This is a genomic window from Hymenobacter metallilatus (assembly GCF_003944705.1).
GTDB lineage: Bacteria > Bacteroidota > Bacteroidia > Cytophagales > Hymenobacteraceae > Hymenobacter > Hymenobacter metallilatus.
The window spans coordinates 77,790-92,868 of record NZ_RWIS01000016.1; the positions used below are offsets into that span (position 1 = coordinate 77,790).

Consider the following 15,079-nt stretch of genomic DNA (forward strand, 5'->3'; position numbering starts at 1 on the left):
CATTTCTTGCGCCGTGACAAGCGTCCCATCACGAATCCCCGGCTGGAAGCCTCGTTGCGTGAGTTGGCAAGTCACTTAGGCGTGGCTGTACTGAAACCGCTGGCTTGGGATAACGACCATATTGGCCTGGCCTTAACCGTAGCGGTTGAATTACCTCCCCGGGGCAACTACGCAGGGATTGACATTCGGGCCCAGGAACCGGTGCTGCTAGTGCTTAGCCGCACCGGTTACCCCACTGCGACGCCGGTGGTATATGCTGACCGACTTGATTTCCCTAAAGACCAACTTGCTCATTTGTACGTGGCAGTGCCGGGTAAACCGCCAGCATTTTGTCTGGTGCGTGGCGACTTCACGGAATGGTATGCTAACCGCCGGCTCCCCGACGTCGTAACCCGCACCCAAAACTGGCTACGCGACGCGGTTACTGGCGAGCTGGCTGTTGACGGGCAGCAGTTTGATCCGCTTCGGTTGGAAGGGTACCAGGGCTCCGTTATTTATCCCTACGACCATCTGGCCCAGGTTGTGTTAACTAGGCCAGCGTCTGGAGTGGCCAATTTTTCCGTAGCTCTGTTTGAGAATACAGCCCCAGTCGGGACTTCTCCCGCTTTTAGGCTTGACAGGTTGGTCACGCCTGAAAATATAGAGGAAATCGTAGAAGAGTTTCTGCGCGGCATGCGGGCAGTGGCCGCCAATTCCTTACAGGCCCGCCGCTACCACGCCGGTTACGTGGTGTGGTCACCTGCAGACACCACCTATTCCGATTACTGCGTGGATTTGCCCCGCAGTTGGCAAAAATTACTGGCCTTTGGTCAATCATTTGGCATTGACTTTGGTCCCTTGGAACGGCACTTAGCCGTGCACGACATCAATTTCTTCCCAGAAGTACCCGTGCTATGTGCCCTGAAAAGGCCCAAACCACTCATTGGATTTACAGCAAATCTGGAGTTTGTCAACTTTTACCTCACGCTGCAAGACACCGACAAGGATCCAACTACAGGTCGCATTATAAACGATCTGCCTGTAAGCTTTCAGGTGCACAATGAGCCCTTAACCCTGCAGAAGGCCCAGGTGGTCTCTGGGGCGGCGGTCGTACCTGTTGGCTCGATCTGGGTGGCAGGTTGCGGGGCCTTAGGTTCGAAAGTGGTGATGCATTTTGCTCGTGGTGGCATTACCGATTTTGTGCTACTGGATCCCGACAAGCTCTCCCCTCATAACCTAGTTCGCCACACTTTATTTGCCCAGCATGAGGGCCTGAACAAAGCACTTGCTTTAGAGCAAGTCATTCGGGAAATGTATAGATATGAAACCGGTTTGGGTCTGATTGCCCTTGCCCGTTCAGCTGATTTCGTGTTAGCGCCCGTCGTGGGGAATGTGCCTGTTACTATCCAACGAGTATTTGACTTCACTGCATCGGAAGCCTTTTTCCATACCCTTTTGGCTAGTCCAATACTTGCTCAGACAGTAATAAGCCGAGGGCTTATTTCGGACCAGGGGCAGCTCGGCATTCTATCCTTGGAGGGGGCCAACCGCAATCCGCGATTGGATGACTTGCAAACTATGCTTTACGCCGAATATGCCCACCGTCCCGCAGTGGCCGCATGGCTGGCGCGGGAAGTGGCTTTAGCTCAAACCGACGGTCCGCTGTTAAGCGTAGGGATAGGCTGTAACTCCGAAACCACAGTCCTAGCCGATGAAACCATCTCGACCCACGCAGCCTATTTCGCCGAAGTGCTCAAGCAAGACGCGGTAGTTAGGGAGCGGCCCGTTCACGGCCAAGTGTTTCTTAGCCGCGTCGCCATCGAAGACGGCTACCCCAGTATTTCCACCGAGCGCTTGGTAGTAGAGCCCATGCATGTGTTCAACGCGGTGAACGACGCGAGTTGGCAGGTGCGCATGACGGCAGCGGTGCTGCAAACTATTAAACAAGAGTTGGCGCTTGCAGCCCCTCACGAAACGGGCGGCGTATTTATTGGAAGGGCTAATTTTAAAACCAAAACCATCCACGTAGTAGGGGTGGTGCCAGCGCCACCCGACAGCCGAGCCAACTCCGTGTGCTTCTTTCGCGGCGTACAGAATCTGCCGGAAACGGTAAACAAGATCAACCAGGCCAGTGGCGGGCAACTCGGCTACATTGGCGAGTGGCATACTCATCCAGTTGGGCCTGAGTGCATGAGCCCAACCGATGCGGCCACGGTGCAACGCTTCCAGCAAGAGTTTGCTGACCTTACAAGCCCCTTACCAGTTTTCTTGCTTATTGCCACGCCCTCTGCCATCCTGCCTTTTGTCTACTGAAACGCGTAGCGGAAACTCCTCACAGGTTATGGACTACCCGCTTGACCCGGTCAAGGCACGATTACTTCATTAGTGGCTTGTTTGTTAGGCGAAGCGTTAGGCCAGAATTAGAGCCCGCCGGCAGTTGGCTGCCCCTTTGGCTGCCATCTATGCTATTTTTCAGGTAGAGGAGCAGTCTTCGAGGATCTTCCAGATTTCCTTCGATCAACTTGGAGGACCTTCGTGGTACCATAGAGGATTTGGCTCGATATACTTCTACTGCGTTTCCTTCCCCAATGGCCCGGTGGCAAATGCCACGCATATAAAAGGCGTTGAATTCTCCTTCCGCAAAAATCAGCGGTGCATTCGCCGGTACTTTCCGTAATACGATTCCATGCTTCTCGTGCGTCTGAAAGCAATTATGCTGTTGCAGTGCTGTGGCCAGTGTTTCTTCATTCCCATCTATCACTGCTTGGCGCAGAAGTTTTGGGTAAAGAGCCTTTCCCTCTTCGGTGAACCGCATGCTAATGTAGAGTTGGCTGGTTTTGATGGCAGCCTCTACTTCGAGCAGCATGTAGTCTCTGGTTTTCTGGTCTAGATTATCGAACTGAAACATATCGTTCCTAAAAAGCGTGGGCCCACTAGCCGGATGTTGTGAGCAAAATGGAATGCTGGATTGAGAGGTATTCCCTACACTGGCGCAGGTTATGAAGCACTAACCGTTAGCCTTTCCAAGGCAGCTGCTACGTTGACGGGCTTGTAATCGGGTAGGGCTCTTATTCGCTGCAGTACACTCTCATCAATTGTTTCATTGCTGCCCTGACCGACACCGATTTCACGCACGTGCGTGCCCAGCAGCCGGTAGAGCCACGTCATGGAATTGCGCAGTTGGTCACCATACCACGGCTTGTAATACGCCAAAAAAGCTTCGTCGACCTCTAGGCCCAAAGCGGTAGCTTTTTCTTTAAGCCAATGCAAAGGAATATTAGCTAACCCATCTTTCTCATAGCCACCTCCTACGTTGGTATGTACGCCAGCGAACCAGCGTTGCTCCAATACCTGTGAGGTTGTTACATGTTCCCACAGCGTTGGTCGAAACGTTTTTCGCTGCTCATCCACTGCCAACGCTTGGTAGGCGTGCTGGATGCAGGGGCTGAGGCTGGAATCGTGGAACATATAACGCCGACGATTGAAAAGATTGAACAGGTTCAACGGCAGGCCCAGGGCTCCTACAGTATCCCACACGCCAACAAAATGGATAGGAATGGGTTGGGCATGGTGCCTTGTTCTAAACGCAGCAATTTGGTGTTGCCACGCTTCCTGTGGGTCCCCTTTGGTGGGCCGCTGCCGATACAGACCGTACGCTTCCGGCACATAGAAGTCCTCCTGCTTGGGTAGCAAACCAATGTGCTGAATCAATCCGGCCAAGCTACGGACCGTGTAAGCCCCCCGGCTAAAGCCGAACAGAAATATCGCATCCCCGGGCTCATAGTTGTAGAGCAAAAACCGGTACGCTTCAACGACGTTTTTAGATAATCCCAGCCCTAAGCCGCCCCCAAGAAACCGGTCCAGTCCCCAATGATTGCCCACGCCCTCGTCGTAATAGGTTACTTGCACGGTGTTATCAGCGGTTAGCGGTTTGATTGACCGCACCATCTTCATCACGTTGGTAGGTTTGCGCTTGCGGTTATCCATGTTTTCGGCCCGATTCCAGGTGCCGTCACAAAGGACAATTAGGCGTTTTGACATGAGATGTAAGATTGGAGCCAGCAAACTTGGAAAAGGCGTGTAGCAAGCTGCAAGTGAAGATTAGTTAAAATTATTGTGCAAAGCTGCATATTACCTTTTCATTGCAGCTGGGTGCCAGTTGGCCACTTTGGCGCTTGGCGCCCTGAGAATATTACTGCCAGCACACTCCAATCACTTCGAATAGCGCTTGGCAATGGCCATATAAACAGCTTTTAATCAATGTCTTTACCAATCCAACATCGCCCGCGCATCGCGGAACCTGGGCACCGAAGTTTACGGGCGTACAGCTTCGATCCTTCGTTGTCTCTGCGCTTGGACACAGTGGCCATAAACCGACTTACCTATCAGGTGGATTGGGAATCTGTGACACCGGGACCGGTGGGTGAGTACCTGGAGGTATTGGACTACGATCCTACCGTGCGACGGTTCTATTTACCGGTCGATCTAAACGACCGGAACTTGCTCGCTCAACACGGGTTAGAGCCCAGCGAAAGCAATCCGCAGTTTCACCAGCAAATGGTGTACGCGGTGGCCATGACAACAATTAAAAATTTTGAAAAGGCTCTTGGCCGTAAAATTCAGTGGTCCCCGCGGCGCACGCTTGATGGCCCCGGGTACGAAGAGTATGTGGCGCAACTGCGCATTTACCCGCACGCGATGCGAGATGCCAATGCGTACTACAGTCCTTTAAAGAAGGCTATTCTTTTCGGGTACTTTTCCTCCACCCCTGCGGATGATACCCAGCAAATGCCCGATTCACTGGTTTTTACCTGTCTGAGCCATGACATCATCGCCCACGAGGTGACGCACGCCATTCTCGACGGCATCTACACGCATTACAACGAGCCAACCAACCCCGATGTGCTAGCTTTTCACGAAGCTTTCGCGGACATCGTAGCCCTGTTTCAGCACTTTACTTTTCCGGAGGTGCTCAAACACCAGATTGCTCGCACGAGGGGTGATTTATCCGCGCAGAACTTACTGGGTGAATTGGCACAACAGTTTGGTACGGCTATCGGCGGCTACGGCAGCTTGCGCGACGCCATTGGACGCCAGGACCCCAATACCCAGCAGTGGCGGCCTTTGGAGCCTAACAGTGACGAATATCGGCAGCAAACCGAGCCGCATGCCCGCGGCAGCATCCTGGTAGCAGCAGTTTTTGAAGCCTTTACCTCGATTTATAAGGTGCGGATCGCGGACCTGTTGCGCATCGCCTCGGGCGGCAGCGGCATCTTAGCCCAGGGCGAACTGCATCCGGATTTGGTCAACCGCCTAGCGGATGAAGCGGCTAAGGCTGCGAATCATGTGCTGGGCATGTGCATCCGGGCACTTGATTATTGTCCGCCCGTAGACATCACTTTCGGTGATTACCTGCGAGCCATCATCACGGCTGACGTTGACTCCGTACGGGACGACCGGTATGAATACAGGCTGGCTTTTATTGATGCTTTCCGTCGACGGGGCATTTATCCGCAGGGCATCAAGACGCTGAGCGTGGAAAGCCTGCGTTTACCCGGAATAGGAACTATTGCGGAGTACAATTCAGATTCAGCTTCTCAGAAGGTGTTGACGAAACTCATCGGACGACTGCGGGAATACGCGATAGGAATCAAGTACGAAAACGACCGGGCTAAGATAGATGCCTTCACCCGAAATTTTATTGGTAAGCTGCGGAAGGAAGAGACGGGAGAAACGGAGGGGATTCACCAGTATATCAGTGAGCAATTTGCCACTTCTAAGGAGTTTACCAGCTTTACCGGAATAGCCTTTGTGTTGGCTGACTCGCTTCACGCAGCTGTCGTCCACCAAACTACCTATTCGTCACGCCCCTCTTTTCAAGTTCAAAACCTGCGGCTAGTCAGCCGATCCGGACCAGATGGTTTACAAATTAACCATGTTGTTTTTTGCCTGGTGCAGCGTAGCGGCGTTGTATTTAGAGAGGGTAAAGTGGTAGGACATTACAATTTGAAAGAAGGCATCCGCACCAATCCGGGCGACACGGAGCAGCGGATGGAGTTCCGCGGGGGCTGCACGCTTATTCTGGATCTGGACACGCTCAGTCTAAAGTACGTGGTGAACCGGCCTTTGCTCAACATGCAGGTGTGGGAGCAATCGGGAGGTGAAATAGCCGTGCTCGACACAACCCGGGCTGAGCGGCAGTACCGCTATACGCGCCAAGGGCAGCACCACCACCACAATGCCTATACCCAGTACTTCGGCCAGCAAGTGCAGCACCTGAGCGAGCCGTTTGCCTTCTTGCACCAACACTAGCCGTCGGCATGGAACATAATAGAAACACTACTGCTCTAGAAGGGGCATCCATGTCGCCAGCCGTGCCCACTACCCGGGTTGACGTGCGCATGTACTGTCTGGGTACAGGCGATTGCTTCGTGCTCAAATTCTTTGCGCAGGAGGAATTGCAATTCACCATGCTGATTGACTGCGGAAGTTGTATGGGCACGCGGGCCGACTTTTTACCCTACATCGAAAACCTAGTTGACTACGTCGAAGGCAAGCTGGACTTGCTGGTCATTACTCACGAACACCAAGACCATGTCAATGGGTTTGACAAGTGCCTAGAGGAGTTTGAGCAACTTGAAATTGGGGAGGCTTGGTTTGCGTGGACTGAGGATCCTGATGACCCACAAGGACGGGCCCAAGACCTGCTCCAGAAAAGACAAAAAATGCGCCTGGGTCTCCGAAATGCCATCACCCAGCTGCATACGAACAGAGGTGCCATTCACGCCGAGCAAACCAATCTGAAAGCCAATGAGCAGGCACTGTTGGCTCTAGATGCTTTTCTTGATGGGATGGACACGCTCGGAGCCGTGAATTTAGACGAAGCGCTGCCTGCTGCGGGGGGCCTGGCCGGGATGCGAAAAATCAAGCAACTGCTGAAAAACAAGCAAGTGCGTACCCGCTACCTACTGCCCGGAGCTTCGCTTCCCATGCCCCAGGTGCCTGGCGTCCGGTTTCATGTATTGGGCCCGCCACTAGACAAGGCGCATATTTTTGCCGATGGCAAAGAGGGCCGCGATACGCACCCTCGCCACACCACTCCAGGGGAAGGTATTCTGGCGATGAACAGCTTTCTTACTATTGATGGAGATATCTCTCCAGGCGACCTACCATTCTCGGATAAGTATGCTGTGGGGGCTCAGGGACTCGTCCAATCGGAACTCGATCACTCACCCGCCGAGAGCGCAGTGTACTTGAGCCAGGCCCGAGACTTGTTTGACCGTTACGCGGCCTTCGACAATAAGTGGCGGGATATTGAGCAGGAATGGCTATACACGGCTGGTTCATTGGCCATTCGACTGGACTCTCACATCAACAACACCAGTTTGGCCTTGGCCATTGAGATCGGAACAGGTGGCCCCGTACTGCTGTTGCCCGGTGATGCTGAGTACGCCAACTGGGAGAGCTGGCACCTGATTGAGAAATGGAATGGCACAGGCCCCAATCCTAAACATTTCGTGACGGACTTACTGAGCCGTACCGTTTTTTACAAGGTCTCACACCATCTAAGCTTCAACGGCACTCCATTGGACAAAGGCATTCAGTTACTGAACAACCCGGATTTGGCGGTCATGGTCCCCCTGGATCTACGACGTATCTCATCCCGTTGGCGAACTACGATGCCTAATTACCGCTTGCTTCGAGACTTGATGGAACGCAGCCAGGGTAAATGTATTATTATGGACGAAATTGAAATCATTCCGCGCCCCTCCGCGCAATATGATTTGACAACCCTTGGCGAAGCCCGGTATAGAGTCATCACCAAGGATGGTCAAACGCTAGCCAAGCAATACACTGTATTTGTATAGAGAATGGGGGGCTTAGCGTGCAATGTTACCATCCTAAGCAAAAGACTACTTTAGTAAAACTTGAAATAACCTTTTTCTTAAAACAAAGCTCACTTCCCTTTCCTTTCATGGAGATTATCCATTTTCTTAACGTGCTTGAGGGCGATTGTAATATAATACAGCACAACTCAGGTCGAACTACAGTAATTGATGTCAGCAATGCTTATAATCTGGTGGATACACCAGAAGAAAAAGCAGTAAAAGCCTCGAAAGAAAGAGAGGAACGGCGTACTCGAACTTCTGTCCCATCCGGAAAAACCAACTACTATCAGAAGCTGAGCCCCGATAACCCCGTTGATTATATAAAAGGGTTAGGTGTTAAGCAGATTTGGCGCTTCATCGTGACTCACCCAGATATGGACCATTTGGATGGTATCCGGGATTTGTACCAGGAGTTCTCAATTCCTAATACGTGGGACACAGACAATGATAAATATTGTGACGAGAACGGCTTTGGCGGAGGCTACAACAAGGAAGACTGGAAATTTTATCAAGAAGTACGTCATGGCCGATATTCGGCCACACGTCGCTTATCCCTGCTAGCCAATCACCAAGCCGATTTTTGGAACCAGGATAACGTTAAAATACTGTGTCCAACCGCAGCGTTGGTTAAAGAAGCGAACGACAAGAAGGATTATAATGAGTCTTCTTACGTGCTGCTATTCACCCCTCCTAAAGCAGGGGGAGGGCATTGGAAAATTCTGTTCGCTGGCGACACGCACGATGCAGCTTGGGACTACATTCTTACCACTTATCAGACTGAAGTAAGCAACGTGGATGTCCTCTTTGCCCCGCATCACGGCCGAGATTCTGGGCGGAACTATGATTTTCTAAAAACATTAAAGCCCAGACTTACGCTTTTGGGTAATGCCAGCAGCAAGCACCTAGCGTATACGAGCTATCCTAAAGTTAGAATCACGAACAATCAAGCAGGCTTCGTAGTGCTGAAAGTGACTGACTCAGGCATTGAGGTATATGTTAAACACTATGACTTTGCTCGAGACTTTCGCCACAAACGCGGCTGGAGTGTTCCTGTATTCTACAATACTTTGAACGCTTGGCACCTGATAACTTTCAGGTAGACAGGCCGCCATTTAACAATAAGGCAATGAGAATGTCAGTAAAAGCGAGATGGTCTAGCTAAAACGGACAGGACGAAGTCTACGTTTACTTAATCCGAAGGTGTATTAGGAAGCACTAGCACAAGAACAAAAATTCCCGCTAAGCGTACAGTACCTGCCTTTCATTCTACAGCCGCACCACGGCAAGCAGCCCGGTGACCCCACCCTGGTAGAAAGGCACCACCCCGCCCGGTCCTGCAAGCCCCGCAGCAGCAGGCGTTGGACCGTTGGATACACCCAGTACGCCAGCTCTGTAGACGCCAGGCCTACCCCCGCCCCCGCGACGACGTCCGACAGCCAGTGCTTGCCGTTGATTAGGCGCAGGGCCGCGACGCTGGTGGCCACGGTGTAGCCACTCACCCGGTACCAGCCGCTGCGCGCCCCGTACTCGCGGTCCAACAGCCGGGCGGCCGAAAACGCCGCGCTGGCGTGCTGGCTCGGGAACGAGCTGTAGTCACCGCCGCCGTAGGGACGCTCCACCCGCGTCAGGCGCTTGAGGTTGCTGGTGAGCGTGTTGTTGATGGTGTAGGTCAGGGCAAACAGCAACGCTTGGTTCACCGTGCTGTGCTCGCCCCGCACGCCGGCCAGGCTGAGTCCCAGGGCCGCGACGGCCGGCACATGGCGCAGCTGGTCGTCCAGGGTGGTGCGCACGGCCGGCATATGCTCACCCAACTCCTCGCGCACCGCCCAATCGGTCCTGGACTCCAGCGTGTGGTGGGTCGTGAGGGCCCCGGCTCCCACCAACAGCCCTGGCACCAGCACGCGCCGGAGCGGCGACGGCCAGGCCTCTGCCTCCAGGCGCCGGCCCACGGAATCAGGCGCAGCAGGGGAATGCAACACCTGCCCCGCGCCGGGCACCGGCGTCAGCAGGCAGACGGCCACGCCGACAGCGAGCCAGCAAAGACGAACAGGGAGCATACAGTGGGGGGGGGCAACACCGGAAGATACACAAAGTAGTGGCACTGTTGGCCAAGGCAAGTTACGTTGTGCATCCGGTCCCTGCGTAGCGCATCCCCAAAAACCGCCCGGCGTATTTCGGCTTAGAAACCGCCGGCCTGGGTGTAGAGGATCCAGGCGCCGACCGCCGCGTAAAGGCCCAGTCGGAGCAGTTTTCGGGTCGGAGTATGATGTGCACACATACCCGCCTAACCAGAAAGGGAGCGGATGTAGTTCCCCTGGCGCACCGCAGCACGCAACACGCCCTCCACAACGAGCTGCCGCCGCTGGGGTTGCGCTTGGGCCCCGTAAAGCCACGGGCCGTGTAGCCGTGCCGGGCCGCGTGCTCGTGGCTGCCCTGCCGCGCGGTACTGCTGGACCGCTACAAGTTTCTGGCGTGCTGCACTGGTATGAAACGCTGACTCTTACGCCGGACTTCATCGGCCGGCAGGAACAGGATCCAGAATAAGCGCATCATAATTGCCGACGCTGTCCTGGGCGTAGAGCGTAAGCCGCTCCAGCTGTGCCCGCCTTGACAACCCCTGGCCCCGGTCGTTGCGCAGGCTGTCCAAGGAAAGTTGCCGGTGGCCACCCGGGGCAATGGTGCCCAACGCGGCCGCAAAGGCATCATTTACTTCCACTTGCGTGTGATAGTACGTCGCCCGGGTGGGATTATGGATCCGGATGGCCGTGCTGTCGAACGCAACCTGCAAGCGGAGGGCCAGGCTATGCGATCCCAGATTGCCACAGCCGGGCAGCAGCAGCGCGGCTGCCATACAAGCTGCCAGACCAATGAACCGATCAAAGGGCAGATACTTCTTCATGCCGTACGAGTTGAAAATGAGCAGTGCCCCGGTCAGTAGACGAAGGGGGAACTGGCGGTAGGAGAACACCCGGGAAGGGGCGCGAATCCGCCCGGGTAGCGTTAGTAGTAGAAGCCATGGCCATGCCAGCCCCGCCGGACGTTCCATTCCAACGCCGGGGCGGGCAGGTGCACGAGGCTGGCCACGTTGAACACGCGCCGTAGCACCTGGGAGCGCGTGGGCACCCGGCGCAGGTCCACGTCCACCGAGAGGTAATACTGGCGGTAGGCGCGCAGTCCGGCCGCCTGGTTGCGGGCCGGGTCGTTGTAGAGCAGCTGGTCGGCCCCGTAGCCGACTGCCGGCTGGAGCCAGCGCGGCCAGCGGCTGTCGGCCGGCAGCCACGCACCCACGTCGGCACACACCCAATAGGTCTGGCCGTTGTAGTCCTTGAGCAATCGCTCGGGCAGGTTACGGCCTAATACGTCGGGGCGCAGCGCGGCGTAGGGACTGCGGTGAAACGATACCTTGGGCATCAGCCGCACCTCGCCCCAGGCCAGCTGCTGGGTCAGCAGGCCCACCGACCCGGCCAGGTTGGCCGCCAGGTCGCCGGGCGAGGCGCCGTAGGCAGGAGAGCGGCCGTCCAGCAGCTCAATCGGGCTTTGCAGCAGGAATCCCACGAAGCCCCCGTACCACATAGCGCGGCGCTCGGTCACCCCGGCCCAGCTCAGCAGGTCAACCGCGGCGCGACTTTCATGAAACGCGGTCCAGAAGTGGCCGGCTTTGTCCAGCTGCTTCCATTCGGGCCAGTCGTTAAACCAATGCAGCGGAACCCGCTGCCCGGTGTACCAGCTTCGCCCCAGCAGGTACAGCCCCGTGGGATAAACCACCGCCACGCTGCCGGCCAGCACCGGCAACCGAGCGGCGTGACGACTGGAGTCGGCCAGACTGGGGACGTACTCGTTCTTTAGTCGGGGCACTTGGGCGGCGGCGGGGGTGGGCCGCAGCAGGGCCACGCTTAGCCAGGCCACACTCAACAAAGGCCCACCTGCGGCCCGCCGCCACCCCGCCCCGCGGGGTAGGCGGCCAGTCAGGTTACAGCAGTACATCCTCCACGGGCTGTACGGGCGCGGGCACTTCGGATTCGCCCAGCATCTGGCGCAGGTCAATCTCGATGGTGCGGCAGAGCGCCGTCATGGGCACGTCGTTCATGCGGTTCTCAAACGGGTCCTCGCTGATGTGGCCAACCAGTTCCATGGTCACAAACACCCAGGACACCAGCACCGAAAACGGAATTGTCATCCAGTACTGCCCGTGGCCCAGCTTCTCGAATTCGGCCAGCAAGCCCAGGGGCAATAGGGCAATAAAGAGCCAGACGAACACCAGGCTGGAAAAAGCATACTGCCGGGGAAACGGGGTGTTCTTGATGCGCTCACAGCCGCCCTGCAGGTTGGTGAGCTCCCGCAGGTCTTCGGTGAGGGTGCGATGCTGTAACTCGGTGTAGAGGCCGGCTGCTTGGCGCAAGTCATGGGTCTGCCGCAGCAGCAGCTGGGCGGGCGGGTTGGCCACCGCCTGCAGGTGGGCAGACTCATCCGGGTCCAGGAAAGGGGCCACCTCCGCCTCCCAGCGCTCAGGCTGACGGCGCAGGTGCAGGCGCAGGGCATTGACCCAGGCCAGGTGCCGGTAAATCAGCCGCTGCTGTGCGGCCACCTGCGCCGGCATCAGGACCGGCCCCAATGGGTCGGTATTGCCCAGCACCAGCATGGCCCAATTGCGGCTGCGGTTCACGATACCGCCCCACAACTGCCGGGCCTCGGAAAACCGATTGTAGGAGCTGCTGTTTTTGAAGCCCACGTAAAAGGAGACGGCCACGCCAAGGATGCTGACTAGCTGCCAGGGCACGTCCAGCCAGCGCACCTGCAGCGGCCCGTGCAATACGGCCAGCAGGGTATCGTAGCCAAGAAAAATCAGCACGTCTTTCCAGGAATAGGCCCAGATAACCCGCCAGTGAATGTGTTTACGAATGTACATAAGCATGTAAAGAGGAGATGATCAAAGGAGCAATTGCTGTTTCAGAAGTTGCTGTTTCAGCAGGTGTGTGATGCTGCGGATAGCCCGAGCAAAAAGAGGTAGTCACTCTGCTGCTGGATCGTCGCGCTGGATAAGCCCCGCACTACTCGCGGGCGCAACAACCGTTAACAGGTCCGGCGAACTAGGGTTGTACGCGTCGAGCCTCATGGCGCTCCACAGCGTATCAGGCGTAAACTGCGATTCACGACGCACAACGCAGAGCCAAAAAGACACTTGATTCAGCACAAACGCCTACGAGGACAGCACGCGGGCGTCCGCCGTCCTGGCACCCGTAAGGACTAGACGTGCGGCGGCGAACCAAAAAATAAGCGGCGGGTGCAGTCAGTGGGTAGAAGATAGCATCTGCGGCTGACTTGCGTGTGGCGGGACTTGGTGCTTTGCAGTGGGCCATGGCTCGCTTACCCCTTGCCTAAACGCCGTAGCCAAGCCGAGAAGCAAGTTCCCCGGCCAGCAGGAAGTCGAGTTTTGGGCCATGGCCGCAGACGGGTTACGCATAGTAACCATCACGGCTAGCCTGTAACCACTCAACAAACTGTCCCAGTCCGTCCATCAGGGTCGTGCGTGGAGAGTAGGCAAGCAGGCGGTGCGCTTTCCCGATGTCCGCATACGTCAGGTTAACGTCGCCAGCCTGAGTGGGCCGGAAGTCGAGACGGGCCGTTGTGCCGGTAGCGCGTTCCAGAGCCGCCACCAAGTCGAGCAGGGCTATGGGGCGGCTGTTGCCCAGGTTCACCGTATCGTAGGCGTCAGGTGTGGCGCGCAAGTATGCCAAGCCCCGCACAATGCCGTCCACGGTGTCGGTCACGAACGTGTAGTCGCGAGCTGTGCGGCCGTCGCCGTAGATGGGTAGGGGTTGGCCGGCTTGCAGCCGCCGCGCAAATTTATGAATGGCCAGATCGGGCCGTTGTCGGGGCCCGTACACCGTGAAGAAGCGGGCGTTAAGCACCGCTAGGCCGTAAAGGTGATGGTAGGTGTAGGTCAGCGCCTCGCCGGCCAATTTAGTGGCAGCGTAGGGCGAGATGCCGCGTGCTAGCAGTGGCTCGTCTTCCCGGAAAGGACGTTGCGGCGTATTGCCATACACCGAGGAAGACGAAGCGAACAGTAAGCTGGGGACAGCTCGCTGGCGCATCCATTCCAATAGATGCGTGGTGCCGAGCACGTTGTTCTCGACGTAGTCAGCCGGCGCACGCACCGACGGGCCCACACCTGCTTTGGCCGCCAAGTGCACCACGGCCTCGTAGGGGGCTGCTGGCAAGGCTGTCAGCGCCGCGCTGTGGCGCAGGTCCAGTTCGAAGAATTGAAACTTCGGGTGAGCCCGTAGTATGGCCAAGTTGGCTTCTTTGGCAGCGCGGGCGTAGAAGTCGTCAAAGTTGTCGAGCCCGACTACGGCTTGCCCTTCGGCTAGCAGCCGCTCAGTCAGGTGCGAGCCAATAAAGCCGGCGCAGCCGGTAACTAACACAATGGACATAGGCAAATGGGTGTCAAGCGAAGAGCATCAGGGTAAGAACGAAGTAAACTTTTCTCACAGCAGCCCGGCTAGCAGGTTAATGGCCAGCGCCACGATGCTGGTATTAAAGGCAAAGGCCAATAGGCCGTGCAGCATCACCAGCCGCCGCAGGCGGGCCGAGGATACGGCCACGTCGGCGGTCTGAGCGGTCATACCCACGATGCAGGCGAAGTAGGCAAAGTCCCAGTACGAGGTGGGCGGCTCCCCGGGAAACTCCAGTCCCCCCAGCGTATCCGGCGGGTCGGTGGCCGGATTTTCGCTGAAGTAGGCGTGGGCGTAGCGCAGGGCAAACACGGTGTGCACCAGCAGCCAGGCCCCGACCACTGCCCCGGCGGACAACCCCACATGGTAGCTCACTTCGGGCCCGCGCATGGAAGCCAGCCCCGAAAGCAGCACCACCACGGCCAGCAGCGCGGCACTGCTGCTGGCCAGCACGGCCACAAAGGTCCAGTTCCGGCCGGGGTCCTGCCGGGTGGCGACGCGCCGGATATGACCCGCGTCGGCCCGGTACATGGCAGCCCACAACAAACTCAGAATCCCCGCGCAAAACACGTCCCAGGCGGCTACCAGGCGGGTGGCCGCCTGCAAGGAAAGTGGCAGCAGCAGCAGCCAGCTCAGGCCACCCAGGCCGGCGGCCAGCAGCAGGCGCTGCCGGGCCGAGAGGTGGCGCAGATGCGCCAGTAGGTGCCGGGGGCGAAGGAATCGGATAGGGCACATAACCGGAGGGAGTAGAAGCGGGGT

12 protein-coding genes are annotated in these 15,079 nt (G+C 56.8%); 4 read left to right on the top strand and 8 right to left on the bottom strand.

Annotated elements, in window-relative coordinates:
* Positions 1 to 6: 6 nt before the first annotated feature.
* Positions 7 to 2,292, top strand: coding sequence for a ThiF family adenylyltransferase (locus EI290_RS19680; protein ID WP_185817082.1), 2,286 nt, complete (start codon positions 7 to 9; stop codon positions 2,290 to 2,292).
* Between the two features lie 61 nt (positions 2,293 to 2,353).
* Here the strand turns inward: EI290_RS19680 and EI290_RS19685 are convergent, their stop codons facing one another.
* Both EI290_RS19685 and EI290_RS19690 read right to left on the bottom strand, forming a co-directional pair.
* Positions 2,354 to 2,887, bottom strand: coding sequence for a hypothetical protein (locus EI290_RS19685; RefSeq protein ID WP_044019254.1), 534 nt, complete (start codon positions 2,885 to 2,887; stop codon positions 2,354 to 2,356).
* Positions 2,888 to 2,976: 89 nt separating this feature from the next.
* On the bottom strand, positions 2,977 to 4,020 hold the full coding sequence (locus EI290_RS19690) for a DUF2235 domain-containing protein (protein ID WP_044019255.1): 1,044 nt from the start codon (positions 4,018 to 4,020) through the stop codon (positions 2,977 to 2,979).
* A gap of 399 nt (positions 4,021 to 4,419) precedes the next feature.
* On the opposite strand from EI290_RS19690, the gene EI290_RS19695 reads away from it, so the two are divergent.
* From EI290_RS19695 to EI290_RS19705, 3 genes are all read left to right on the top strand, one after another.
* Complete coding sequence (locus tag EI290_RS19695) at positions 4,420 to 6,291, top strand: gluzincin family metallopeptidase (RefSeq protein WP_125433358.1); 1,872 nt, start codon at positions 4,420 to 4,422, stop codon at positions 6,289 to 6,291.
* A 50-nt stretch (positions 6,292 to 6,341) separates the two neighbouring features.
* Positions 6,342 to 7,847: a ComEC/Rec2 family competence protein gene (locus tag EI290_RS19700; protein WP_044019256.1), complete on the top strand. Its 1,506-nt coding sequence runs from the start codon at positions 6,342 to 6,344 to the stop codon at positions 7,845 to 7,847.
* Positions 7,848 to 7,954: 107 nt separating this feature from the next.
* Positions 7,955 to 8,968, top strand: coding sequence for a ComEC/Rec2 family competence protein (locus EI290_RS19705; RefSeq protein WP_052381927.1), 1,014 nt, complete (start codon positions 7,955 to 7,957; stop codon positions 8,966 to 8,968).
* A gap of 105 nt (positions 8,969 to 9,073) precedes the next feature.
* Here the strand turns inward: EI290_RS19705 and EI290_RS22515 are convergent, their stop codons facing one another.
* From EI290_RS22515 to EI290_RS19735, 6 genes are all read right to left on the bottom strand, one after another.
* A complete protein-coding gene (locus tag EI290_RS22515; protein ID WP_221766289.1) occupies positions 9,074 to 9,925 on the bottom strand; it encodes a phosphatase PAP2 family protein in 852 nt (283 codons plus the stop codon).
* Positions 9,926 to 10,380: 455 nt separating this feature from the next.
* A complete protein-coding gene (locus EI290_RS19715; protein WP_125433361.1) occupies positions 10,381 to 10,767 on the bottom strand; it encodes a hypothetical protein in 387 nt (128 codons plus the stop codon).
* Positions 10,768 to 10,868: 101 nt separating this feature from the next.
* Positions 10,869 to 11,852, bottom strand: coding sequence for a DUF2279 domain-containing protein (locus EI290_RS19720; protein WP_125433362.1), 984 nt, complete (start codon positions 11,850 to 11,852; stop codon positions 10,869 to 10,871).
* Positions 11,839 to 12,774 carry a bestrophin family protein gene (locus EI290_RS19725; protein ID WP_125433363.1) on the bottom strand — a complete coding sequence of 312 codons (936 nt, stop codon included), beginning with the start codon at positions 12,772 to 12,774 and terminating at the stop codon, positions 11,839 to 11,841. The genes EI290_RS19720 and EI290_RS19725 overlap by 14 nt, the downstream gene beginning before the upstream one ends.
* A gap of 547 nt (positions 12,775 to 13,321) precedes the next feature.
* Complete coding sequence (locus tag EI290_RS19730) at positions 13,322 to 14,299, bottom strand: GDP-mannose 4,6-dehydratase (protein WP_125433364.1); 978 nt, start codon at positions 14,297 to 14,299, stop codon at positions 13,322 to 13,324.
* A gap of 54 nt (positions 14,300 to 14,353) precedes the next feature.
* Positions 14,354 to 15,055: a DUF1345 domain-containing protein gene (locus EI290_RS19735; RefSeq protein ID WP_125433365.1), complete on the bottom strand. Its 702-nt coding sequence runs from the start codon at positions 15,053 to 15,055 to the stop codon at positions 14,354 to 14,356.
* Between the last annotated feature and the right edge of the window lie 24 nt (positions 15,056 to 15,079).